28 protein-coding genes are annotated in these 24,828 nt (G+C 33.9%); 11 read left to right on the forward strand and 17 right to left on the reverse strand.

Annotated elements, in window-relative coordinates; translation table 11 throughout:
* Window positions 1-45: 45 nt before the first annotated feature.
* Together E7Z81_RS09185 and feoB are read right to left on the reverse strand one after the other, a co-directional pair.
* Window positions 46-276, reverse strand: coding sequence for a ferrous iron transport protein A (locus tag E7Z81_RS09185; RefSeq protein ID WP_367263204.1), 231 nt, complete (start codon window positions 274-276; stop codon window positions 46-48).
* 153 nt (window positions 277-429) lie between these two features.
* A complete protein-coding gene (gene feoB, locus E7Z81_RS09190) occupies window positions 430-2,448 on the reverse strand; it encodes a ferrous iron transport protein B (RefSeq protein ID WP_292746692.1) in 2,019 nt (672 codons plus the stop codon).
* Between the two features lie 252 nt (window positions 2,449-2,700).
* Between feoB and E7Z81_RS09195 the strand changes: the two genes are divergently transcribed.
* The gene (locus E7Z81_RS09195) at window positions 2,701-3,711 is read left to right on the forward strand and encodes a tetratricopeptide repeat protein (protein ID WP_292746696.1); all 1,011 of its coding nucleotides are present in this window, start codon (window positions 2,701-2,703) and stop codon (window positions 3,709-3,711) included.
* Between the two features lie 429 nt (window positions 3,712-4,140).
* On the opposite strand, the gene E7Z81_RS09200 is transcribed toward E7Z81_RS09195, so the two are convergent.
* Window positions 4,141-4,638 (reverse strand): hypothetical protein, encoded by a 498-nt coding sequence (locus E7Z81_RS09200; RefSeq protein ID WP_292746699.1) that lies wholly within the window; start codon window positions 4,636-4,638, stop codon window positions 4,141-4,143.
* Window positions 4,639-4,713: 75 nt separating this feature from the next.
* On the opposite strand from E7Z81_RS09200, the gene E7Z81_RS09205 reads away from it, so the two are divergent.
* Window positions 4,714-5,175: a MarR family transcriptional regulator gene (locus E7Z81_RS09205; protein ID WP_292746703.1), complete on the forward strand. Its 462-nt coding sequence runs from the start codon at window positions 4,714-4,716 to the stop codon at window positions 5,173-5,175.
* Between the two features lie 130 nt (window positions 5,176-5,305).
* Window positions 5,306-6,559 carry a tripartite tricarboxylate transporter permease gene (locus tag E7Z81_RS09210; RefSeq protein WP_292746706.1) on the forward strand — a complete coding sequence of 418 codons (1,254 nt, stop codon included), beginning with the start codon at window positions 5,306-5,308 and terminating at the stop codon, window positions 6,557-6,559.
* Window positions 6,560-6,598: 39 nt separating this feature from the next.
* On the opposite strand, the gene E7Z81_RS09215 is transcribed toward E7Z81_RS09210, so the two are convergent.
* Window positions 6,599-7,492, reverse strand: coding sequence for a 50S ribosomal protein L11 methyltransferase (locus E7Z81_RS09215; RefSeq protein ID WP_292746708.1), 894 nt, complete (start codon window positions 7,490-7,492; stop codon window positions 6,599-6,601).
* Between the two features lie 136 nt (window positions 7,493-7,628).
* Here E7Z81_RS09215 and E7Z81_RS09220 point away from each other — a divergent pair, with 136 nt between their 5' ends.
* Complete coding sequence (locus E7Z81_RS09220; RefSeq protein WP_292746710.1) at window positions 7,629-9,056, forward strand: CpaF family protein; 1,428 nt, start codon at window positions 7,629-7,631, stop codon at window positions 9,054-9,056.
* Window positions 9,057-9,060: 4 nt separating this feature from the next.
* Window positions 9,061-9,975: a type II secretion system F family protein gene (locus E7Z81_RS09225; protein WP_292746713.1), complete on the forward strand. Its 915-nt coding sequence runs from the start codon at window positions 9,061-9,063 to the stop codon at window positions 9,973-9,975.
* Between the two features lie 17 nt (window positions 9,976-9,992).
* Here the strand turns inward: E7Z81_RS09225 and E7Z81_RS09230 are convergent, their stop codons facing one another.
* Complete coding sequence (locus E7Z81_RS09230; protein WP_292746715.1) at window positions 9,993-10,712, reverse strand: DUF4012 domain-containing protein; 720 nt, start codon at window positions 10,710-10,712, stop codon at window positions 9,993-9,995.
* 371 nt (window positions 10,713-11,083) lie between these two features.
* Between E7Z81_RS09230 and E7Z81_RS09235 the strand changes: the two genes are divergently transcribed.
* Window positions 11,084-11,239 carry a hypothetical protein gene (locus E7Z81_RS09235; RefSeq protein ID WP_292746718.1) on the forward strand — a complete coding sequence of 52 codons (156 nt, stop codon included), beginning with the start codon at window positions 11,084-11,086 and terminating at the stop codon, window positions 11,237-11,239.
* 251 nt (window positions 11,240-11,490) lie between these two features.
* On the opposite strand, the gene E7Z81_RS09240 is transcribed toward E7Z81_RS09235, so the two are convergent.
* Genes E7Z81_RS09240 through pth2 form a run of 4 tightly spaced genes read right to left on the reverse strand, consistent with a single transcriptional unit; the run spans window position 11,491 to window position 13,001 of the window.
* On the reverse strand, window positions 11,491-11,763 hold the full coding sequence (locus E7Z81_RS09240) for an elongation factor 1-beta (RefSeq protein WP_292746720.1): 273 nt from the start codon (window positions 11,761-11,763) through the stop codon (window positions 11,491-11,493).
* A gap of 22 nt (window positions 11,764-11,785) precedes the next feature.
* Window positions 11,786-11,947: a zinc finger domain-containing protein gene (locus E7Z81_RS09245; protein WP_292740784.1), complete on the reverse strand. Its 162-nt coding sequence runs from the start codon at window positions 11,945-11,947 to the stop codon at window positions 11,786-11,788.
* The gene (locus E7Z81_RS09250; RefSeq protein WP_292746723.1) at window positions 11,944-12,606 is read right to left on the reverse strand and encodes a delta 1-pyrroline-5-carboxylate synthetase; all 663 of its coding nucleotides are present in this window, start codon (window positions 12,604-12,606) and stop codon (window positions 11,944-11,946) included. The genes E7Z81_RS09245 and E7Z81_RS09250 overlap by 4 nt, the downstream gene beginning before the upstream one ends.
* A 56-nt stretch (window positions 12,607-12,662) precedes the next feature.
* The gene (gene pth2 / locus E7Z81_RS09255; protein ID WP_292746725.1) at window positions 12,663-13,001 is read right to left on the reverse strand and encodes an aminoacyl-tRNA hydrolase; all 339 of its coding nucleotides are present in this window, start codon (window positions 12,999-13,001) and stop codon (window positions 12,663-12,665) included.
* Window positions 13,002-13,112: 111 nt separating this feature from the next.
* On the opposite strand from pth2, the gene E7Z81_RS09260 reads away from it, so the two are divergent.
* The gene (locus E7Z81_RS09260; protein ID WP_292746728.1) at window positions 13,113-14,891 is read left to right on the forward strand and encodes a ribosome biogenesis/translation initiation ATPase RLI; all 1,779 of its coding nucleotides are present in this window, start codon (window positions 13,113-13,115) and stop codon (window positions 14,889-14,891) included.
* 34 nt (window positions 14,892-14,925) lie between these two features.
* Here the strand turns inward: E7Z81_RS09260 and E7Z81_RS09265 are convergent, their stop codons facing one another.
* The 4 genes from E7Z81_RS09265 to radB are packed head-to-tail and all read right to left on the reverse strand — an operon-like array spanning window position 14,926 to window position 17,961.
* Entirely contained in the window at window positions 14,926-15,303 is a 378-nt protein-coding gene (locus E7Z81_RS09265; protein ID WP_292746731.1) for a putative zinc-binding protein, read from the reverse strand.
* The gene (locus tag E7Z81_RS09270) at window positions 15,300-16,016 is read right to left on the reverse strand and encodes a DUF362 domain-containing protein (protein ID WP_292746733.1); all 717 of its coding nucleotides are present in this window, start codon (window positions 16,014-16,016) and stop codon (window positions 15,300-15,302) included. The genes E7Z81_RS09265 and E7Z81_RS09270 overlap by 4 nt, the downstream gene beginning before the upstream one ends.
* A 7-nt stretch (window positions 16,017-16,023) precedes the next feature.
* The gene (locus E7Z81_RS09275) at window positions 16,024-17,199 is read right to left on the reverse strand and encodes a pyridoxal phosphate-dependent aminotransferase (protein WP_292746736.1); all 1,176 of its coding nucleotides are present in this window, start codon (window positions 17,197-17,199) and stop codon (window positions 16,024-16,026) included.
* A 57-nt stretch (window positions 17,200-17,256) separates the two neighbouring features.
* Window positions 17,257-17,961 carry a DNA repair and recombination protein RadB gene (gene radB, locus E7Z81_RS09280; RefSeq protein ID WP_292746739.1) on the reverse strand — a complete coding sequence of 235 codons (705 nt, stop codon included), beginning with the start codon at window positions 17,959-17,961 and terminating at the stop codon, window positions 17,257-17,259.
* A gap of 93 nt (window positions 17,962-18,054) precedes the next feature.
* Here radB and E7Z81_RS09285 point away from each other — a divergent pair, with 93 nt between their 5' ends.
* Window positions 18,055-18,981: a hypothetical protein gene (locus tag E7Z81_RS09285; RefSeq protein ID WP_292746742.1), complete on the forward strand. Its 927-nt coding sequence runs from the start codon at window positions 18,055-18,057 to the stop codon at window positions 18,979-18,981.
* A 25-nt stretch (window positions 18,982-19,006) separates the two neighbouring features.
* On the opposite strand, the gene E7Z81_RS09290 is transcribed toward E7Z81_RS09285, so the two are convergent.
* A complete protein-coding gene (locus tag E7Z81_RS09290; protein WP_292746745.1) occupies window positions 19,007-19,588 on the reverse strand; it encodes an L-threonylcarbamoyladenylate synthase in 582 nt (193 codons plus the stop codon).
* Window positions 19,589-19,633: 45 nt separating this feature from the next.
* On the opposite strand from E7Z81_RS09290, the gene pgsA reads away from it, so the two are divergent.
* Window positions 19,634-20,200 carry an archaetidylinositol phosphate synthase gene (gene pgsA, locus E7Z81_RS09295; protein ID WP_292746748.1) on the forward strand — a complete coding sequence of 189 codons (567 nt, stop codon included), beginning with the start codon at window positions 19,634-19,636 and terminating at the stop codon, window positions 20,198-20,200.
* Window positions 20,197-20,439, forward strand: coding sequence for a DUF357 domain-containing protein (locus E7Z81_RS09300; protein ID WP_292746750.1), 243 nt, complete (start codon window positions 20,197-20,199; stop codon window positions 20,437-20,439). Before pgsA ends, E7Z81_RS09300 begins: the two co-directional genes overlap by 4 nt.
* 238 nt (window positions 20,440-20,677) lie before the next feature.
* Here E7Z81_RS09300 and E7Z81_RS09305 read toward each other — a convergent pair whose 3' ends face one another.
* A complete protein-coding gene (locus E7Z81_RS09305; protein WP_292746753.1) occupies window positions 20,678-21,376 on the reverse strand; it encodes an ABC transporter ATP-binding protein in 699 nt (232 codons plus the stop codon).
* 9 nt (window positions 21,377-21,385) lie between these two features.
* Window positions 21,386-22,495, reverse strand: a complete 1,110-nt coding sequence (locus E7Z81_RS09310) for an ABC transporter permease (protein ID WP_292746756.1) — start codon at window positions 22,493-22,495, stop codon at window positions 21,386-21,388.
* 73 nt (window positions 22,496-22,568) lie between these two features.
* On the opposite strand from E7Z81_RS09310, the gene E7Z81_RS09315 reads away from it, so the two are divergent.
* Window positions 22,569-22,808 carry a DUF3781 domain-containing protein gene (locus tag E7Z81_RS09315; RefSeq protein WP_292746759.1) on the forward strand — a complete coding sequence of 80 codons (240 nt, stop codon included), beginning with the start codon at window positions 22,569-22,571 and terminating at the stop codon, window positions 22,806-22,808.
* Between the two features lie 112 nt (window positions 22,809-22,920).
* Here the strand turns inward: E7Z81_RS09315 and fbp are convergent, their stop codons facing one another.
* Window positions 22,921-24,015 carry a fructose-1,6-bisphosphate aldolase/phosphatase gene (gene fbp / locus E7Z81_RS09320; protein WP_292746762.1) on the reverse strand — a complete coding sequence of 365 codons (1,095 nt, stop codon included), beginning with the start codon at window positions 24,013-24,015 and terminating at the stop codon, window positions 22,921-22,923.
* Window positions 24,016-24,828: the final 813 nt, after the last annotated feature.

The following is a 24,828-nucleotide window of genomic DNA, read 5'->3' on the forward strand; positions in this document are numbered from 1 at the left end:
AACACCTGTTAAAAAAAAGTTAAAAAAATAAATGAAAAATTGAAGTTATTCCACTTCAATATTTCCAGCTTCTTCTTTACGAAGACAAACATCATATCCTTTTACACTCATTTCAATAGGATCACCAAGAGTAGCTACTTTTTTAACGGTAATTTTAGCTCCTTTAATGAAACCCCTACCTAATAAGTGTCTTCTTAAACCTACATCACCGGTTTCATGGTATTTTACCAAAGTTACGGTTTCGCCAGGTTTTACATCTTTTAATGTTTTCATAATATCACCAGATATATAATTAAAATTAATTTTTAGGTATACATAACTTTGTAAAATCTAATATATAAATATTTAGTTATGACTAAAAATTTAAAAAGAAATGATGAAAAATATCATCATCTTTTTAATTTTAATACCATCAATATCCCAATATCACTATCCGAATCCTGCTAATAAACCTACATTGTAGATTAAGAAGGAAACGATATATGCAGTCACTAATGTAATACCGGACATGATTAACGGCCATCTCCAGCTGTTGGTTTCTTGTTTGATTGCACCGATAGATGCAAAACAAGGTACATACAACAGACAGAATGCCATAAACGCATATGCGGATAATGGTGTGAAAATTTCTTGAACCATAGACATGGTTCCTTCTTCATCGTCTTCTTCAAGTCCACCTAATGTAGCGAAGGTAGATACTACAACTTCTTTAGCAACTAAACCTGTGAGGATAGCGATACCTGCTTGCCAGGTTCCGAAACCAAGAGGAGCAAAAATTGGAGATATTACAGTACCAATCATACCAAGAATACTTTGTTGAGATCCGTATTCTACACCGAATGGTAAGGAACTTAAAATCCAAATAATTATTGCAGAACCAAGAATAATAGTACCTGCTTTTCTGAGGAATCCTTTGGTTTTCTCCCAGGTATGTAATAATACACCTTTTACAGATGGGATTTTATAAGTAGGAAGTTCCATTACAAATGGAGCGGACATTCCTTTAAACATAGTTCTTTTAAGAATACCTGCAACAATGAGTGCGACTACAATACCTAACAGATATATTGATAATAAGATTAAACCTTGATTTGCTGCAAAGAATGCTCCTACAAAAATACCGTAAATTGGTAATCTTGCACTACATGACATAAATGGAATAAGCATCATTGCAAGTAAACGGTCGGATTCGTTTTCCATTGTTCTGGTTGCCATAACTGCTGGTACTCCACAACCAAATCCTAAAATCATAGGAATGAATGCTTTACCATGAAGACCAACTACAGTATGCATAATTTTATCTAAAGTGAAAGCAGCTCTTGCCAAGTAACCACTGTCTTCTAAGATACTTAAGAATAAGAACATCAGAATAATTTGTGGCAAGAACACAAGTACTCCACCTACACCGCCAATGATTCCTTTTTCTAAGAAGGAACCTAAGACTTCATTTCCAACGGCTCCAGCTAAATATTCACCTAACCATGCAAATCCTCCGTCAATTAAATCACAGAACGGAGTTGCAATTGTAAATGTCAAGTGGAATAATAAGTACATTATAACAATAAATATGATTGGAGCTAATACTCTGTTAGTTACATATTTATCGATTTTATCAGTAGTGGATTCTTTTTCTACAGCCGGCCTTTTAACAGCTTCAGCCATTAATCCGCCAATATATGCATATCTTGCATTTGCAACAACTTCTTCAGCACCTTCATCGTAAAGGTCATGAAGGTGGCCTGCAACCTTGTCAACTTCTTTCATTATTGCAGAACGTTGAGAAGATCCCTGAACTTTTTCTATAACAATTGAGTCTCTTTCCAATAATTTGATTGCTGTCCAAATTGAAGGAACATCCAGTAAATTGTTGTCTTTTTCTATTAAAGCCTGAAGATCACCTAAGTGTTCTCTTAATTCATCACCATAAGCTAATTTTGCACTTGAATCTATTGGATTTGAAGATTGCTTTTCAACAGTTGTTAATAATTCATCAAATCCGTCACCAGTTTTAGCGTTAATTTCTATAACTGGGAATCCTAAAAGTTCACTCATTAATTTAATATCAATGATGTGGTCTTTTTTCTTTGCAAAATCATTCATGTTAAGTGCCATTACTAAATTAGCACCAAGTTCCATCATCTGAACTGTTAAATATAAATTACGTTCCAGATTAGCAGCGTCAACTACATTAACAATAACATCAGAGTCATCATCTACAATGAAATCTCTTGAAACGATTTCTTCCATAGAATGAGCACTTAATGCATAGTTACCCGGCAAGTCAACAACATCATAATTGTAACTGCCATGTGAAAAGCTACCTTCAGCTCTTTCAACAGTTTTACCTGGCCAGTTACCTACATGTTGGCGCATACCAGTTAACCTATTGAATACAGTAGTTTTACCCACATTCGGGTTTCCTGCCAATCCAATAATTAAATCTGTCATTAACCATTCTCCCGTTTTTATTAACTTACAGAACAATATTCATTTTATTAAATATTATTCAATTACTAAAAAAATTTTTTTAGTTTAAGTCTACTAATCCATACAAAAAATTAGGTTAACCTAAACATATTTTATATTTGATTTTATGCTATTTAAATATTTAGGCATACCAAAGAAAAAATAAAATATTTATATTAAAAAAAAGTATAGAATATTAAAGTAATTTTTATAAACATTAACTAGGTTGATATAATGAGTAATGCCATTGAACAAGCCCGACAGTATATTGAAAAAGAAGACTATAAGCAGGCACTGAAATTAGCCAGAAAAAGACATGGAAAAGATGATATTCAAGAATATATTGGAATTCTGGATTTGCTAATTGATGCCGATTATCTTCTGGCTCTTGAGGAAAAAGGGATTTACTACCAGTATTATGATGAAAATCATGACAATGGGGACTTTGGTGAAAAATACTTTAACCAGTACCTGGAAAAACAACCTAGATCAATTAATGTAATATGTGACAAAGCCCTTTCCCGCTTCAACAAAGGCAAGATTGATGAATCAATAGAACTTATGGATAAAGCCTATGACAAATACAAATCATACTCAAAGATTGAAAAGCCAAGAATCAGTAAAAATGAAGTGTTGATGGGAAAAATTGAACTGTTAATGCAGGCAAAAAAATATGATGACGCACTTGCTTACCTCAACAAATATGAAACTTTAACAAACGGTGATGAAAAATCAGACCTGTACAAAGGAGTTGCACTTCAAAAAATGGGAAAAAATGAGGAAGCTATTGATTATCTGGACAAATCACTGCAGAATGAAGATACACTCATGGCCCTCAACTCCAAAGGTGATGCGCTATATGAACTTCGAAGATATAAAGAAGCATTAAAATCATATGACATGTGCATTCAAAAAGAAAAGGTAGTTGAAGATGATTTGGAAATGATTACCAATTTCAATTATAAAGCAGCATACTGCTGTGTTAACCAGGGAAACGACAGTGAAGCAATCAAATACCTAAATAAGACAATCAACTTTTTAAATGAAAAGGGAAGACTTCCAAACGACATTGAAAAGATATATCAAAAATGTTCATTTGAAAAGGAAAGAATTATGAAAACAGGAACTGTTGAGGATAAGGAATTTAGAAAAACAAAATTTTTAACCATGAAAACTTCCCTTATTATATTGGGAATAATTATAATATTATACGTAATATTAAGATTACTGGGATACGGAAATTAAGATCCATAACTGCAATCCCTAAACCATCATCACATCAACATTTCAATTTTCAAAATGAAAATATTTATATACTAAAAATAACTATTGTTATATAACGTAAGTTATTTTTTTTATCAATAGTATGTAAAAAAATTTAGGCGTGCCTAAATTTTTAGAAACATTTATATACTATGAAAACAAACTTTAATACAAGTGAGATATAATTTAGGTAAACCTAAATTTTCACTTAAACAAAACATATTATTAGTCAAATAATAATACAATCTCCAAAATATAAATATTTAGTATTAAATTAGCTTTCCACAATTTTCTAATTTAATACAGGGAAAATTTAATCTGCCAAATTTCCCAAAAATCAACCATTGGTGTTTATAACTCTCCAAAACACATAAACACCAATATTATCTCTTTTTAAAAAAAAAATTATTTTTAAGGCCCTTCACCATCGTAGGTTGCGGCATCATCATAGATTTCTTCATCCCAGTAGTTATACTCAATGTAATCATCGATCTGCTGGTTTAAACCCCAATGATGATTGTCATAATAAGTATAAGCATCGAAACCGGAACTTGCAGTTTTAACAGTAACATCCTTAGTTTTTGAAGCGGATTTGTATTTTTTATCCCCATCAAATTTCACTTTAACATTATAATGTCCAGGATCATATTTCAAACGCAGAAGCTTAGTGTAGGGTGCATAAGCCCACTTATAATTCCCATTTGAATCGGTTATAGTATAGTGAAGTTTTCCACTGCTTTTTATATCCCTTCCATGGCTATCAACAAGTTTTATTATAATTACTCCTTTACCATTCAACCATTTATCCGTAGAAATTTTTACATTAACCTTTTCCTTTGCAAAAGTTGGAGTGAGTAAAACAAAGCATAATCCAACAATTGCCAAAATGATGATGATTTTTCGATTCATAATAATCACTGTGAATAATTTGTTACAAATAATATTTAAATATATATCCCAATATATTATTATAGAGGTTGATTTATGATTAAATATGATGACATAATTAAGAATTCCCCATTTTTAGTGAATCATTTGATTTCTTTAAGCAAGACACATGATTTTTACATAAACAAGCACATTAAAAATGGAACTGATATTTTACCTAGCCAATATTACATGCTACTTTTTTTATATTATGAAATGGGAACAAACCAATCAGATATTGCAAAAGCTTGTTTAATGGATAGAAGTGGTGTTTCAAGAGCATTTAAGGATTTTGAAGAAAAAGGACTGATTACAAGAGAAATCAATGAAAACAACAAAAGATCATACAACATCACTCTCACACAAAAAGGAATTGAAACCTCCGAATTTCTAATAGAAAAAGAAAAAGAATGGGACCATATGGTTTGTGAAGAATTGGACATAAGCCGTGAAGACCTGCTTAAATTATTATCAAAGATATCTCTAAAGTCATTGGAATTTAACAGAAATCAATTTTAATCACACCACTCAAACCACCTATCCACCTCCAACTACAATTTTACCAGATTAATTAAATTTTACTAAAAAAGAATAATATTGCCGAATAGCTTAAACAAGATTTATATTGATGTTTAATCAATGAATAGGTATGATTGAATTAGTTATTGCTTGTTTTATAGGTATATTAATCGGAACCACTACAGGAATGATACCGGGAATACATGTCAACACTGCCGGAGCAATTCTATTTGCTTCCTCAACATTTCTTCTGACGTTCTTATCTCCGGAGTTTTTATGCGTTTTAATGGTTTCAATGTCAATTGCACATGCTTTAATAGAATTTGTACCTTCAATGCTTTTAGGAGTCCCAGAAGAGGGAACAGCAACATCAATTCTTCCAGGACACAGAATGGTATTGCAGGGAAGATCAAAAGAAGTGATAAGAATCGTTTCAGTAGGGGGTTTCGGAGGCATCATCGTAACTGTTCTAATGCTTCCTGTTTTTGCAGTCATTCTTCCGGCACTGCATGATTTTTCAAAACCTTTTACATGGATGATTCTGCTTTTTGCATCAATTTATTTGACATATAGCCTAACAAATTCCAGAAGAGATTTCCTATGGTCATTACTTCTTTTCATATTATCCGGAATTTTAGGCTGGATAATTTTTCAAACGCCAATTTCATCAGGAGTATCATTAATGTGCACATTTTCAGGCCTTTTCGGAATAAGTACAATATTATTTAGCCTAAATGAATCTTCAACAATACCTCATCAGAATCCTTTTTACGAACTGAATCTGGACTGGAATAAATATAAAAGCATTTTTGCAGGAGGCATTACAGGAGCCATTTTGGGATTTCTTCCAGGTTTTGGTCCTGCCCAGGGAACAGTCATAGCTCAGGCTGCAAGCGGTGCAAGTGACAATAATGATGACGATACTGTAAACTTTCTGCTGGCCACTTCAGGATTGAATGTTTCGGATTGCCTGTTTTCCCTGATAGCAATCTACATCATTGGAAACCCCCGAAGCGGAATAGCCGTTTATATGTCATATTTAATCTCTCAAATGAACATGAACCATTTGGCAATATTCATTTTTGCATCATTGATTGCAGTTTCTGTTTCATTAGTGTTATCTTTAAAATTAGGAGATTCCTTTTCAAAATTAATGAGCCGTGTTGATTACAAAAAACTCTCAATTGGAGTGATTTTGCTTCAGATTCTGATATTGTACATTTTTATTTTTTATTACAATGCACCAATAGGATACATGACATTGGCTTTAATTACCTCAACTGCCATGGGAATGCTGCCCCACTATCTGGGCGTCGGCAAGTCACATCTGATGGGAATCCTGATTATTCCAGCCATCGTTATTTACATGCAAATGTTTATTTAAAATGTTTGGTGCCATCAAAATATTGAAAAATAAGAATAGCTAGATAATTACCACATTATCAGCTATTTTTTCAGCTTTTTTAGTAATTTCAGAGATATCTACACCAGGAAATGCATCTATAACACACAAATCAACATGCCCAACATCCAGATTTTCAAATGCCTCGTTGAATATTTCAAAATTATCAACGACATCATTCAATTCCAAATTGTGTTTCAATGCATCTATCATCTCCGGATTGACATCATTGAAAATAACTTTTTCAAATCCGTATTTCAATAAATAAATACCCAAAGCCCCAAGACCGCACATTGCATCTATAGCTACGCCTTTTTTAATGCCATTATTCTTTAAATAATTATGCAATCTCAGCAGTTTTTCTTCGGTAGTCATTGCAACTTCAATATGGTGTTTTGATTGGTTTTTTGCTAAAATTACCTTATCCCCAAGCAGGGTTCTCATCACATTTATCTGAGTGTCATCCCCTTCAAGTATCTCAAAATGATTAATAGTTGAATCCTTATCCTTTTGACCGGCGAGATTTTGAGGGCTTCCTTTCAATACGCATTTGACTTCAGGAACTTCTGAAATTAATCTTGAAGCAACTTCAGGTGTAAAATCATTATGCAATAATATTAAAGTATTTTTCTGAATGAATTGAGGATTTAAATTACTGTAATAAAAATCAGACAAAGGAACTGGTGAATTGCGCCTAAGTGTTGCTTTTTGAGGAACTATTTCTGATTCTATCATGATTTTTAAGATATGGCTCATTACAATATCCAGTGGCCTTTTTCCACATTCACATCTCATGTATTCCCCATCATAATCTTCAAAGTTGATTAACTCCCTTAGCGGAGAAAACTTTTTAATTTGAACATCACTGCATTTTTCACATTCATTCAGTGATTTAATTTTTTCATCCACATCCATAACAAAACACCTCAAAATTACTTTTATAATATTGAATTGATTTTAATTAGATATAATGCTTTCGATTCAAATAAAAACTTTATAAATGAGCATTACAAATCTTATAATGCCATTATAATTCTTTAAAGGTGAAAATATGAGCAATAATGATATAATACCACAATATAATACAGTTAGACAAAATTACAGTGCTGAGGAAAAAATTCTTTTAGGGGAACTTCGTGAAAATTTAGTGGATTTAGCCATATCCTCCGGTGAAAATTTCCAGCCAAACGAAAACAAAATGTTAAATGACATAAAGAGTTTCTTATTTTTAAGGTTAAATAAAAATAATGAAAATAATCACATCTCAAATGAATATTTGGACAATCTTGCAAACAAGCTACTCAGAGACATAATCGGATACGGTGAAATCGACCCCCTAATCCAGGATGACAACCTAGAAGAGATAATGATTAACGGAATTGACAAACCAGTATTCGTTTATCACAGACAACATGGAATGATGAAAACAAACATTGAATTTGATGATGAAAAGAAATTAACTGATTTAATCGATTCCATTGCAAGACAAATCAACAGAAGAATAGATCAGGAATCACCGATTCTAGACGGCAGACTGATTGATGGGTCCAGAATCAATGCGACAATACCTCCCGTATCACCCGATGGCCCATCATTAACAATCAGAAAGTTCAAAAAAGACCCATTAACCATAATCGATTTGATAAATTCAAAAACAATATCCATTGAGCTTGCCGCTTTTTTATGGCTGTGCATCGACGGGCTTGGAGTGAAATCCGCAAATGCAATCATCTCCGGAGGAACAAGTTCCGGAAAAACAACAACATTGAATGCATTATCATCATTCATCAACCCAAAAGAAAGAATAATAACAATTGAAGACACATTAGAACTCCAGCTTCCACATGAACACGTTATTAGAATGGAAACAAGACCTGCAAATGTTGAAAATAAAGGGGAACTGACAATGAATGACCTTGTTAAAAATTCCTTAAGGCAACGCCCCGACAGAATCATCGTGGGTGAAGTGAGGTCAGATGAAGCAATAACTCTTTTTACCGCATTGAACACAGGCCATTCAGGATTCGGAACACTTCATGCAAATGATGCCCGTGAAACAATAACTCGGCTTACAAATAAACCAATGTGTGTTCCGGAAATAATGATTCAAGCTATAGATTTTATCATTATGCAAAACAGAATTTATACCCCTTCAGGAGTGTCCTACAGGAGAATCAGTGAAGTGGTTGAGATTGTCGGAATTGAAGAGGGAGTTGTCCAGCTCAATAAAATATTTCAATGGAATCCTGAAACTGACCAAATCGAAAATGTAAGCATTTCAAGCAAAACATTATCACAAATTGCCAAATTAAGCGGACAATCAATCAATGAACTTCACAAAGAAATCGAGAAAAGGGAATTAGTACTCAAACATATGATTAAACAGAATATACATTCCGTCAATGATGTCAAGCAGGTATTGGATTTGTATTCTCACGACAGTGATGGAGTGCTGAAAAGAATTATTTCCAACAGGTGATTTGATGTTAGACAAATTTTTCATTTTTATCGGTGAAATGGCATTATCTCCAATCAGTTTCATTAGAAGTCTTTCCTTAAAAAAAACCGATGACAAAAATAAAAATCAGAACATGCAAACAACCAATAAAATATTTTCACGGATTAACCTGGAGGCTGAAAACAAGACCTCCAAAAAAGAAAATTCACTATTGGACAGACTAAGGGAAAGATTGCTGAAAATACTGTTTAAAAAACAAACAGTTATTCTGTTACTGTCCTTAACCTCAATTTTGATAATCACATCACCGTTAGAAATTGCAGGAATATTTCTAACCGTCATTGCTATGGTTTACATATTCACCTTATATTATCCCCAAATTAAAAATCAGCGAAACTACTCTGATTTGAATCAGGAATTACCCTATGCTTTAAGACATATGGGAATCGAATTGAAATCAGGGAAAGGACTTCATGACACGTTAGTGACAATCAAGGATGCGGATTATGGAACATTCTCCCATGAATTAAATAGGGTTCTGGAAGAGGTCAAATATGGAAAGTCAACAGAGGACTCGCTTTTGGAAATGTCAAAAAGAGTAAAATCCGAAGGTCTTACAAGAGCAGTCCAGCAGCTTATAGGTACATTACGGGTTGGGGGAAATCTTGCAAACAGTTTGGACATAATCGCACAGGACATATCCTTTGACATGCAGATAAAGTTAAAGGAGTATTCCCAAAAATTAAATTCGTTTATATTAATCTATACTTTCATTGCAATTTTAGCCCCTGTTATCAGTTTAATAATGCTGATGGCAAGTTCCACAGTTATGGGAGATTTGATTTCAACAAATTTGTTAATGTTATTATATGGTGCAATATTTCCAATGATTGTGATGTTTATGGGAGTTTTCATGAAAAAATTAGAGCCAAAAATTTAAAAAAAAAAAGAAAGGAATTAACCGAAGAAGGTTTCAATTCCTTTTGAAGCAAGTAAACCTACGAATGCACCTTGCTGATCCATTACAATATTTCCTTTAGAGTATTGGTCAATAGCTGCATTTACCATAGCAGATTTTATTTCAGGATCTTTTGCTGCTTTAGCTGCTGCTTTCACTACATCAAGTACTGCTTCACCTCTGGAAACACCTTGGCCCCAATCTTCCTCACGGATTATATCAATACCGCTGGCAGTAGTGTTTGTTCCGTTGATGTCTAACGGACCTGCAGCTGCAAGTACAGCATCAAGTGCCTGACTATTAACCGCTACAACAGAATCAATAGAGACTTTAGTGTTGTATTCAACTATCTCTTTTGCAAGTTGCATACATTTTGCATTATCTGCTTCCCAGAATGAATCGTGCAGCAACAATTTTGATCCGGCTCCCTGAGATTGTGCTTCAGCGGGTTCAGCGGCAGTTGGGTGAGTTAAACCTCCTGGATAAACTGCAGTATAATTCATTAAAGTTCCATTTTTCAATGTAACAATAAAACACATGTCACATGCACCCATTCCAGGCCTGTTTTCACTTTCATCAATAGCGCACACCAATATATTTTTAGTTCCTTCTGAAAGTTCAGTGTCATGGCCAATGAACAGTGCTCCGGCAATTATTGCTACAAGACCAATAAGAACGATAATCAATATAGCAACAATAATTTTTCTTGTCCTATCCATAATATTACCCACATTAAATATGTTAATATTATTTTTTAAAATTAATAATACTTAAACATTATCAAATATGAAAAGAATTAAGGAAAAATGAAGAATTTCTTAAAAATAGTGAAAAGATAGGTGAAATTAAATATGATAGACATATTTAATTTCGTGAGAGTAGTTATATGCTTTTTTACTAAATTAGAAAAGAGAGTTTAAACTAATTTAGTATAATCGGAGTGTATTAGTATGGTTTTTAAACCAAAAATACGACAGTAATTAAAATTAGATTTTTAGGTAGACCTAATTTTTATCACTACTACTAATGTAGTTGGAAGAGATATATAAATGTTTCTATTTTTTTAGGCATACCTAAATTTGATGAATTTATGGAAAATATATGGAGAAAAAAAATAGTGAATTTACATCCACTATTTTCAAAAAGAGAGTATAATGAAATAATGATGCTTAATTTTAAGGGGGCTGTAAACATCATATTCGCTTTGGAAAATTTTTTGGCAGTGAAAATTTTCGCAAAATATTAAATTAGAAAATTGTGAAAACTAATTTAATACAAATATTCATTTTGGAGACATACTATATAACTAATAATATGTTTTAAAGTGGAAATTTAGGTGAACCTAAATTTATGTCACTTGTATAAAAGTTTGTTTTCATAGTATTTAAATGTTTCTAAATTTTTAGGAATGCCTAAATTAATTGAAAAAAATATATAAAAAATAGAGAAAGAGAGTTACGAAATAACTCTAAAATTAAAAAAAAGAAAGGATTAAATTTAATCCATTAATCTTCCAACGCCAGTAATTTCAATACTAGCTACGCCTTCAATAGCTGAAACCATTTCTTCAACAGGTTCAGATCCGCCTTCACCGTCATCGGTGATGAAGCTTATGACAATTGCAACTAAACCAAAAGCGATTGGTTCTTCTTTCATATCATGAAGTTTTGCTCCTTCAGGCATTGAATCTTTAATGGTTGCTTTAATAGCTTCTAAATCTACATCAGGACTATCTGGCATAATTTTCATAGTTGTTAATACTTCACCCATTCTAATTCCTCCATTTTAAAATCTATGGTCCTTCAAATCCGCATTCGCATTTGTAAGCATGACCAAAGGTACGGCATTTTTCACATCTTGATATTTTTGCTCCACATTCTGGACATTCAAATTCAACAAAAGGCCCAGTTAATGGAATTTCTTGTTTACATGAAATACATTCTACAGTTTTCATTTTAAATCACCTATTATTTGTGTGTAATCGAAGTTATAATCATTTATATTATCATCTATTAAAGATAAAACCCTTTCAGGGCACTTCCCATTCACAACATAACAATTAGTCCCAAACTCTAATAAAAGAGACGGTAACATTACATCAATCGATGACTCTTGAAAAGTTAGTAAAGTTTTTGCATCAATTTTACTTATGAATGTTGAACCTGGCTCTTTCGGTTCTTGGGTATATATACCATTTACATTTGTTACTATTAAAAGGTTTGCATTTAGAAGGTGTGAAACATAAGCTGCAATTGAATCTGAAGTCACATCCCATGAACATTCAAACGGATCTTCTTTTTTTAAAAATTCGGAAACTACAAATATTGGAGTGAAACCTTCATCAGCAATTTCATTAATCTCATCAATAGAATATGCAAGTTTTGTAGAGTCAACCTTATCATTAACAAGTTTTGCTATTATATCCATGCAGTCAATGGCAGTCCAGTGATTCACCTCTTCAGAAAAGCTCTGCTCATCATCATATTTCCTAATCAGATTCGCAAACTCTCCCCCTCCAAGAATAATAACTGAATCTGTATTTTTCAGTTGTCTTGCAAGTTCAATTGCATAATTTGGAAATAGACTTCCCCCTATTTTCACAACCTGTTTCACGATAATAATCACGACCTAATTTAATTAAAAGTAGAGTTCATTAAATAATAATTAAACTATAAAAGTTTCAAATCACCAGTCACTTCATCAAGGATTTCATCTTCATCAGGACCAAGTGCCAAAACTGTAACGCTTGATGTAGGTATCTGAGTCCTTCCAGCATCAACTACCAAATAATTAGCAATTCCTTTTTTATCAGCCAATTTTTTAAGCTCAGTTAACTCCTCCAAAGTCTTGACTTTTAAAACAACCTTGGCATAAGCTTCATTTTCCCATTTCCTGATTTTATCCTGAGGAGATTTTTTATATGCTCCAATAGCACCATGGCAACACTGTGCAGCGATTTTTCCTTTTTTCATTTTTAAATCTGTTCTTACAATCATTACCTGTTTCATTTTATCAATTATTAAATATTAAAATTAATGATTAAAAAGTTTTTGATAAGTTAATTTAATTAAATAGTAATAACAAAATTATTAATGATTATATTTTTTAAGGAGATTATAATGACTCGTATTTCAATTTTAGACAAAGACAGATGTCAACCTAAAAAATGCGATTATCTTTGTATACACTATTGTCCAGGAGTCAGAATGGATGAGGATACAATCGTGATCGATGAAAGCACTAAAAAACCGTTGATATCTGAAGAATTATGTGAAGGATGCGGTATATGTACTAACCGATGTCCATTTGATGCTATTACAATTATTAACTTGCCTGAGGCAGCAGGCGAACCTATTCACAGATTTGGACAAAACCAGTTTGAATTGTTTGGACTTCCAAGTCTGGAAGAGGGAACTGTTTTAGGTCTTTTAGGTCAAAACGGTATCGGTAAATCAACAATAATGAACATATTATCCGGAAACCTGATACCTAACTTCGGAGACTATGAAAACAAGCCTGAAAACTGGGATGAAGTTATAGAATACTATAAAGGATCAGCACTTCAAAAATATTTCAAAGATTTGTCCGAAGGCAACATCAAGACTATCTTAAAGCCCCAAATGGTAGACAAACTTCCGAAAGTTGTAAAAGGCAAAGTTAAAGACTTGCTTACAACCGTGAATGAAAGAGACAAACTTGATTACGTTACAAAAGAACTGCAACTTGAAAATGTATTGGACAGGAAAATGGAAAACCTGAGTGGTGGAGAACTTCAAAGAGTTGCAATAGCCGCAACTGTATTGAGGGAAGGTGATTTCTACTACTTCGACGAACCTACATCATGGCTTGATGTGTCCCAAAGATTAAATGCCGTCAAAGTAATCCGTTCACTTGCAGAAGAGGGCAAAAGCGTACTTGTTATTGAGCACGACCTTGCAACTTTGGACGCATTATCCGACAACATTCACATATTATATGGTCAGCCTGGAGGATATGGTGTAGTTTCAGGTAGAAAAGGAGTTCGTTTAGGAATAAATGCATACATCAAAGGATTCTTAGCAGAAGAAAACGTTAGAATCAGAAGAAATCCAATCGAATTTGCAATCAGACCACCAACTCCAGAAGATGAAGGAGATGCGCTTGCAAGTTATACAAACTTAAGCAAAGACTACGACGGATTCAAACTAACTGCAGATGAAGGAGAAATCTTTTATGATGAAATTGTAACTGCATTCGGTTCAAACGGTATCGGTAAAACCACCTTTGCAAAAATGCTTGCAGGAGTTGAAGAACCAACAAACGGAGAAGTTGACGATGAAGTTACAATAGCTTACAAACCACAATATATCGTTACAAACTTCGAAGGAAGCGTGAGCGACTTTTTATATATGAATGCACCAAGTTTCGGAAGTAAAATCTTTGAAAGCGAAATAATGAATCCCCTATCCTTGAACGAAATGCTGGACAAACCGGTTAAAGGTTTAAGTGGAGGAGAACTTCAAAGACTGGCTATTGCAGCAACACTTTCAAAAGATGCTGAAATTTATCTTTTCGACGAACCTACTGCATTCCTGGATGTTGAACAAAGACTTATCGCAGCAAGAGTTATACGCAAGATGGTTGAAAGCAGAAATGCAGCATCATTGATTGTAGACCACGATATCGTATTTATCGACTACATTTCAGACAGGGCAATGGTATTTAACGGAACTCCCGGTTTAAACGGTCATGCATCAAAACCTACTGATCTTAGAAATGCAATGAACGAATTTTTAGGAAACTTGAACATTACATTCAGAAGAGATAAGGAAACAAAAAGGCCAAGAGTAAACAAACTTGACAGTTACAAAGACCGTGAACAAAAAGAAAAAGGAGAATATTATTACCTATCCGATTAAATATGAAATAATGACAAAAAAAAGAATTAGACAATTAGATATTTTCTAATTCTTTTAAAATATATTTTTTTAACACATCAACTGCTTTTTCACCATCACTGTCCAAACGAACCGCATCCAACGGATTTAAATCATAAGTTTTAACAACAGCATCTGCAGATATGTTTTTTATTGAATTTACATCTTTATCATTTAAAATTACTGACGCACAGTCGTCACTGCAACCTGTTATTGTAACTATTTTTGCATCATCAAGAATAGGTGAGCAGTTATTCGGTTGAGCAGAGTATTCGGTTATACATGCCGCAACAATGTTTTCATTTTCAAGAGCAAGTTCAACAGTAGCTGCACGAACTACCAAACCTAATGGACTTAATCCGCTGCAAGACACTAAAGCTATTTTTTCTTTCATTTTTTCATCCTCAAATATCGTTTTTTAACTTTTTCATAACCTCTTTTATAAAACGGACATAAATCAATGCACCTGCTGCATCCTTCACGGTGTGCTGTGCATAATTTTCTTAAAAATTTCCCATCCTCATCAAATGCATTTTCAGGGCACCTGTCAATGCAAACACCGCATGTTGAGCAGTAATCCTCAACCCACAGCATGTCATTTTCACTTTTGAACGGCAAATTTTCTATTGATGTTTTAATCATGAAAAATCCTAAATTCAAACCTTCCTTAAACATGCACATGTTGCTTCTTGTAATTACCGCATCATTTGACTGAAGTGCAATTGCCCGTAAGCTTACACGGTCATCTAATGGATTGATTAAATCGGCCTGAAAACCGTTTTTTCTTAAAATGTCCGCAAGTTCGAATGTCTTTTTACCCACTTGCTGAAATTCCTCATCCATTAATTTGCATTTTTCCTTTGAGGGTTCCATTTTAAGGATTTCATCAGACATTCTGTATTTTAAAATGATAATATTGTCCCAGTCAATATCCCACTCCTTTTTAAACTCTTCATTTAATTTGGAATAGCTTAAACCTTCAAATTGATAGTCAATGACTAATTCGTTGAATTCATTTAAAAAATCAGCAGATATAGTGGTTTGGGGATGGTGAGGGTTTTCAATTTTATAAAAATTAGGAATAGGTTGATGATATCTGAATCTCATATGCAACCTATTTTGTTCTTAAAGCCTCAACGGCTTTAGGGAACTCTTCACAGAATATTTTAATTTCTTCTGTTGGAATTGAGAAACTTATACGAAGGTATTTATCTCCAAAGTCTTCGGAGGTATATTCCCCTTCACGTGTGAACAATTTTTTCTCAACCAGATAATTTGACATAACTTTCGGATCTATTCCTGCACCTGACAAGTCAATTACCATCATATTTGCGTCTGACGGATAAACCGGCAGGAAAACTCCTTCAATAGGTTCAATCATTTCATTGATTAACCTTTGGTTTTCAAAGCAGGTTTCTCTCATGGAATCATACCATTGAGGTTTTGATTTTAAACCTGCAATTGCACCGTACTGGGAGATGATGTTTACACCTAAATCATTAACAACCGCATTTTTGATGGCGTCGATTATCGGTTTTGTGGATATGACTCCTCCGATTCTTAAACCTGCCATTCCGAATATTTTTGAAAAGCTGTAGATTGTCAATGTCTGTTCAGGAGCATAATTCTGTGCATGGAAATGCTCTCTTGCGAAATCCTTGTAAGTCACATCATGTAATAGATAAATATCATTTTCCTTTGCAATTTCTGCAAATTCCTTAAGTTCGTCTTCAGTGTATGATGAACCTAACGGGTTTAAAGGATCAATTAGAATAACCATTCTTGTGTTTTCATCCATATTTTTTCTAAGTAAATCCGGAGTCAATTTGTAGTTGTTTTCTTCATAATAAATTGGAACGTATCTTATTTCATTAGCAAACCTGTTTGCAAAGTCTCCAATAATAAAGTAACCCGGATCTGATAAAATCACATTGTCTTCAGGCTCAAGTAATGCCTGCATAACCAGATATAAAGATTCTGTTGCACCTGAGGTCAATAACACTTCCAAATCTTCGAAACCTAAATCATCTAAAATTAACTGTTTAAGTTCACTGAATCCTTCAGGAGCAGGATATTTACAGAATGTCTTTTCCTTTATCGCTTCAATCATGGCATCGGAGATTGTATCGTCATGTAAATGATTTGTATTTTGACCCATCCAAATCATATCTTCGTCCATATACATATCTTCAAAAAAGTCATTTGCACTGTCATATCCTTCTGGAGGCACCCTTTCAGTTTTTTGAAACTTCTTTTTAGGGTGTTTAATATCAAAATCACTATCTCTCATAATATCACACAACAATTCCAAAATAATTATATATTTTTTATAAGTAATAAAATTATCTTATACAATTCCCCTGGAAGTAATTGAAAAAACGGCCTGATTTCCTTCAGGGAGGCTTCTGTGACGAATCAAAGTTGCAATTCTCTTATTTACCTCATCGCCCCGTTCCAGTTGGATTATTACCTTGCTCCAGTATTGCAGGATAGTTCCTCCAACAGCGCGGATGTCATTGTTTCCTTCATCATCAAAAGCATTGTAAATCTGATTTGTAAGCACAACGGCCACATCATATTTCCTTGCAATCTTGGACAGTATTCCCATCTGCTTACCTAACTCCTTATTGAGTTTAGAGGATTTCATGTCATCTACACGATAAAGTGCGACTGCTGAGTCCAGAACTATCAAATCAACATCGTCATGATTTTTCCTGAGCCATATTTCAATAGCTTTAAGGTTATCATTCTGTTCAAGGAAATTGGTTGGTTCAAAAACAATTATGTTATTGGCCACATTTTGAAAATCTGAACCTGAAATCTGTTTGATTCTGTCAATTGAGATTCCACCTTCAGTATCCATATAAATAACTTTCTTGCCAGTTTTGGCTACATTTACCGCCAATGTTAATGTTATATTGCTTTTACCTGAACTAGGCGGTCCGAATATTTGAGTTATAACTCCCTTTTCAAATCCTCCCTTTAAAAGAGCATCCAGAGAAGAGTTAGATGGAATTTTTTGATTATCTTCAAAGTTAGCCAATACTTTCATATACTAACTTTTGATTTTTATATGATATATATTTAACAAAATTATTATAACTATGAATAATTATATTAAGAAATAACTTAAGGAGAGATTAACATGACTAGGAAAATAATCCCTTTATTGATACTTTTAATTATTTCTGTCAGTTGCCTGAGTTTTGTTTCAGCAGACAACAACACTACAGTGACTGAGGAAATTGAAGATTTGACAAATTACATAACCGTCAGTTCAATTAATGGAGATAAAATAGAATTTAGCGATGGATTTATTGGATTTTGCCTTGATTCTGCCAAAATAGGTGCAGACAGCAAATTCACATCCAGAAGTACAACAAGTAATGAGAATGCAGTCAAACTAGCAATTATTGAATGTTACAAACAAAACAAAGTAAATGAAATGGGAATCATCATTTCAAAAGTTGTTGCCAAAGATACAAGCGATTCAATTGTCCAGAAGGTTTTAAGTTCCGGTGAAACTATCGGCGACAATGCACTGGTTGAAATCAACAACACTACAGAAGGCAATTTTAATTTTGAGCTTTTAAAATCATCAAACGACGGCTCCGATTGCATAGCTTATAAAGTTTCATTACAGACCATAATACCTGAGGACACCCTTGCTGCAGGCGAAAATAGTACAGACAGTGAAGGCGTAAACGAAAGCGGCGACACTTCCAAAGACACCACACCACAAAGTCAAAATAATTCCGAGGAAGAAACAACTCCTACTCAAAACAATGAAACCAAAGACGTTAAAACTGCAGACGATGAAAACAATGGCGAAACTACAGTCAATGAAAAAAACAAAACAATAATCAACAAAACAAAAACAGTAATCGTTAATGAGACAAACACCACCATCATTAACCAGAACAATACCAAAATAATCAATAAAACAAATGAAACACCGCAAAATGCTACCGTTCAGGACACAATAATGAAAGCAGCGGGAAATCCAATATTCATTTTGGTAGTAGTTATTGTAGTTATTGCAATTGTCGCTGTGGTAATGCGTAAAAGATAATTTTTAAGAGATTAATTTTTAATCTCTATTTTCTTATTATTTTTGGCTTTATTCTAGTCAAATCAACAATTCTTGAAGCATGATTAGAATCCAGCTTTCCCACATCTATAACCAAATCAACCTCTCGATTCAACTGTTCCAGAATCTCCTGAGGAGTTGACAGGACTTCATCATCTGAAAGATTTGCACTGGTTGTTGTTATTGGAAATATACTGGCCAATCTGCAGGCGATTTCACATTTTGGAACTCTAACGCCAACATAGCTTGATCCGCTTGTAACTGCTCTGGGAACTATATTTTTTCTATCCAAAATAAATGTGTAAGGACCCGGCAGATACTGCCTAATCGTATTTTTCTGGCTTAAAGAAACTTTAGCAACCAAGTCAATGGCATTGATGTCTGAAACTAGAATTGAAAGCGGTTTAAGTAAACTTCTCTCCTTAATATCAAAAACCCTTCTGACCGCTTTATTGTCAAATATATTGGCTCCCAAACCATAAACAGTGTCAGTAGGATACAATACCACCCCACCATCTGCCAATACATTTATAGCTTCATTAATGATATCTTCATCAATTTTATCAATGCTAGTTTTCAATATTTTCATTTTTCTTACCTAACAATTATATTAGATAAAAATTTATATATAATTATGCTTCAATCTTTAAGACCATTATTAACAAGAATTTTGAATCCGCTAGCGAAGAACTTGAACATCAATCCGAATATTGTAACAGTGATTTCCCCATTTGTTGCTCTTATTGCAGCTTATGGTTTTGCAAATAAGATGTTACTGTTAGGAATGCTTGCAATATTGGCATCCGGATTTTTGGATGTTGTAGACGGTGCTGTTGCAAGATACCATGGAAGGTCATCTAAATTCGGCGCATTTCTAGACTCTACAATGGACAGGTTTGCTGATGCAATAATCTACATTGGAATCATATTTGGAGGCTACTGTGACTGGTTTGTAGGTGTTCTTGCAATTCACTCAGCAATAACAGTTAGTTATGTAAGGTCAAGAGCAGAATCACAGGGAGTTGACTGCAATATTGGAATTGCAGAGCGAGCAGTTCGTATGATTATTTTGATGGTTGGAGCAATAATAGGATATTTCGCAGGAGATATCTACTTTACATACATTATTTACATATTAATAATCTTATCATACTTTACAGTAGCTCAAAGAGTAGTACACGTTTGGAGGCAGTTAAAATGACTGAACTGGAAAGTCCCGAAAAAATAGCAAAGGATATTACAAAACTGGAAAGAAACCTGAATCAGGTAGCTCACATTGAGTTTGTTGGAAAGGAAAAAGAAGTTTATGACCGAGCCATTGATTATTGGAACGATTCAAAATATTACCTTGAAAAGGAAGATATGAGGACTGCATTCGGTTGCATTGAATACAGTCACGGGCTTTTAGATGCATTAAGGATGATTCACGGAATTATCTAACTGATTTTCTACTTTTGTAAATTTAAATAAATTGAACATAATTCAGCTGTCAAAATTTATTTGACAGTTCAATTTATCTGAAATAATCAATTAACACAGATGTTCGAAATTTTCGAACAACTTAATGTTAAATAAAATACAGTTATTTCCATATGGGAAACAGGTGATTCGTAAATTAATTTACAAATAACACCAAAAATATCCCATTACAAAAAAAAAAGAGTAAGTAAAATTGAAATCAAACATCAATTTTACTGTTTATTAAAGAATCATCACCTGCAGATATTATCTCACCATCCAAAACTTCGATAACTCGGTCTGCAAGTTTGGCCACATCCATATCATGAGTAACAATAATCAATGTTACATTCTTATCTTTATGCAAATCGATTAGTTGCTTAAGAATTTTGCTACTTGTCTTTGAATCCAGTGATCCTGTTGGTTCATCTGCCAATATTATTGAAGGATTGTTTGCAAGTGCACGGGCAATAGCTACCCTTTGACGTTCACCACCGGACAGCTTGTTAGGCATTATGTCAGCCTTGTCTTTCAAACCAACATCATCAAGCAGTTTCAATGCATTGGCCCTCATCTCTTTTGAAGACATTTTTTGAGTAAACATCGGAATTTCAATGTTTTCAACTACAGAAATGTTTGGAATTAAATTGTGCAGCTGGAAAATGAATCCTATTTTTTGAGCCCTGAACTCGTTGAGTTTTTTGGAACTGCTTAAATCATGACCTGCAACGTTAATGCTTCCGGAATCAGGCACATCCAATGCTCCAAGCATATTCAATAATGTTGATTTGCCTGATCCTGACGGACCGATGATAGATACAAATTCACCGTCTTTTATTGTGAGGTCAATACCATTCAGTGCCTTGATGTTTCCATTTTCATAGCTTTTGTAAACGTTTTTCATCTCAACTACATTCATATTATCACCTCACTCATACCTCAATGCCTCTGTCGGAGGCAGTTTCATCGCCTTGATTGCAGGATATATTCCGCCGATTATTCCAACCACAATAGCTATTGCAAATGCCTGGATGAAGATTTTTGGAGTGAATAAAGGTTCAATTCCCATCTGCGGACCCAAAAGTGTGCATGCCAAAAATCCTATTAGTGATCCAATTATTGCTGAGACTATTGTAATTACCAGAGATTCACCGACAATCATTGTCAGTATTTTTCTGTTTGACCATCCGACAGCTTTCAGAACACCAATTTCACGAGTTCTCTCAAAGACTGACATGAGCATTGTATTGATAATGCCTAAACCTCCGACAACAATTGCCAGAAGTGAAATCGCCCATGTTGAAGCCTGAAGCATATTAAGCATGTCTGCCATCTGGGACATTTCCATTACTGATGTTATTGTTGTAATGTTGTCTCCGTATTTCTCATCAATACGGTCAGCAACAGTCTGAGGGTCTGCACCTTTTTCAACCTTGACATAAATGTTTGAAATTGAATCCTCATCATCCATCAGCTCTCCGACTTTGGAAATTGAAGTAAACACTCCCCCAGCCATATTCTGGTCACCGGTTTCATAGATACCGACAACTTCAAAGTCTTCTCGGTCGATTTCAATATTGTCACCAACAGAATAATTATTTTCATCGGCATAGATTTCTCCCAAAATAACTTCTGATGAGTTATCCTCAAAAATTCTACCTTCCTTCATTGAAATATCTGCAAGAGTTGTTCCGTTAGGATCTATTCCGATTAAAGTATTCATATAGTCATCACCGACCGATGTCAGAACAACATAAATCGGATATGCCTCCTCCACTCCGGAAACATTTGCTATCTTGTCCGTCCATGAAGCGTTTATGGTATTTGTCCCATATGCAGAATCCCCGGTTTCCTTTCCTGAAACCTGAAAATCAGCACCGCCCGCATGAATCGTATCTTCAAACGTGTTGACCAAACCGTCTGTGATTCCACCAAGAGCAACTATAACTATTATTCCAATTGCAATTCCGACAATTGAAAGAATTGCACTTGTCTTTCTCCTGAATGGATTTTTAACAATGAATTTTAAAAATGACATATTACTAAATAGGTAAGTAATATATAAATAACTAATTACACTATTAATTAAGATGCAAAAATCAGGTGTTGAAATGCACAAGGAAACTTTAATTGAAAATATTGACAAAATCCATACAACTGAAATGGGTGTCGGAAGAATACAGAGAAATTTGGAAATTAGTGAAGAACCTGTAAGCTACTGCATTTCCAAATTGAAACAGGAAAATGCAAGAGTTACAAAAGAGGGAAAAAATTACTATATAGAAGTCGATGATTGCAGAATTACTGTCAATTCAAGCAGTTTTACAATAATTACTGCACACAAAAAATAATTATTTATATATGATTGTTCGGCACATCGAATAATCATGGAAAAAAAAACATTATTGTTTAAAACATTTTACAAAAAAAGTAAAAAAAGAAGAGATAAAAAATCTCTTAAACTTAATCCATATCTTCAAATCTGGATTCTAATTTGCTCATTACACCAGGAAGTGAAGTGTATTCCATTTCTTCAGCAGGTAATCTGTGAGGTTCGAATGGACCGTGTCTTCTGATGTAAGTTGCGATTTTAGCAGCTTGTTCACGGGTTGGGTCGAATGCAGGGTCATCGAATAAATCGACTGGTCCGATTAATTCACCGTTTGCTACTTGGAATCCTAAACCGATTACTCTAGGTGGTCCGTCGAATCTGATTGGGTTTGCTTCTGCTTCTGAAACAGGCATCATTGGACCGTTGTGGGATCCTCTCATCCATCCACTTACCATGTGTGGGAATGCAAATGGATCTACACATTCACCGTTTGCAGGGAAACCGGATTGTGCTCTTACGATACATGCTGGGTCGTCTTTACCGACGTATTCTCCAGCCATTAAGTTTAATCTTTCGGTACTTATTGCAGCTGCGATTTCACCGTTTTTCTTCCATACTCTTTTGATTACGTATCTTCCAGTGGAACCGATTAATGCGAGTAAGTCGTACATTTCTTCAGGACAGTTTAAGATAACTTTTTTGTGTTCGATTACATCAAATACTTCAAATTTGAATCCATCGTGTAAAGATGGGTCGATTACAAGACCTGCAGTGTTAAATGGGTCTGCAAACATTCTAAATACTGGTAAGTTGAATGCACCAGGTTCAGTTTTGTCACAGCAGAATACTAAAACAGGATCAGATGGTCTTTCTTCGAATTCCATTTCTGCTACACCAGGACCCATACCTTTGATGTTTCCGGAGAAAGTATCAGATAATAAGTCTTGACCTGCACCGTATAATTTTAATTCACGTGCTCTTTCAGTAGCTTTCATGAATGCATCATATGCGGTTTTGTGTACTTCTTCGTTTTCTTCCCCTTTGTCGTGGGTCATAATTAAGTCAATATCGTCTCCGCAACGGGAGATATAGTAATCTTTTAAGATACCGGTTTCTAAAGCTTCGTTTAAAACTTCATCACAGATATCCATTAATTCTGGGTGTGCGACACAGTGTCCGGACACACTTCCAATATCAGCTTTAATTACACTAACAGTAGTTTTCATTTTAATACCTCGAATTAGTAAATTATTATTTACTAGACATTTATTATTTTTGAGTTGTATACTATTTAATTATTATGATTAACTGTGTTAATTTAAGGGTATTTTTAGAAAAAATAGATAATTATTAAAGATTAATATGTCGAAACATTTATTAATCATGATTAAATGACTGCAATTTTGTTAAATGACTTCAACAAGCTTTAAATAGTATATTAAACAAAATAAGTTCTAATTAAGCCTCAAACGGAGGTGATATGTATTAAACTTGTTTTAAGCAATCATTACATACCAATCATTGCCATTCATTATGAATGTTTTGATGACTCCGTTCTCATCAATTCAACGGAGGTGAAGTCCTTGGAGATGATAATGCTCCTGATGGTAACATATTTTTTTAATGTGAAAACCATATTGGAAATCTTATTGATTGCCACATTAAGAGCATAATCTCTCAGAATTCACCTCCAAAATTAGAGGCAATCGGAAAAAATCAATTTCAATGATGGACTTTTAGAAAACACCAACCAATGTTTTCGCCGAGGCTTTTTGCCTAGAAGAACACTAACCGATTACCTCCAATATAATTACATTTATATACAACATCATCGATAATTATTACACAAGAGTGTTAACCTCGCCGAGGATAACCTCAATGAATTGATGAGATATTAATGTCTAAGGTTGGTATTGTAAGAGAAATCTTACAATATAGACATTAATTAATTAAACTATTTTTAGGGAATTCCCCATAATTCTGTAATTAACTTTTTTTAATTATTTCATTAGATTATTGTTATTATGATGTTGGATTTT

Origin of the sequence: Methanobrevibacter sp. (assembly GCF_015062935.1) — an archaeon.
Taxonomy (GTDB): Archaea; Methanobacteriota; Methanobacteria; order Methanobacteriales; family Methanobacteriaceae; genus Methanocatella.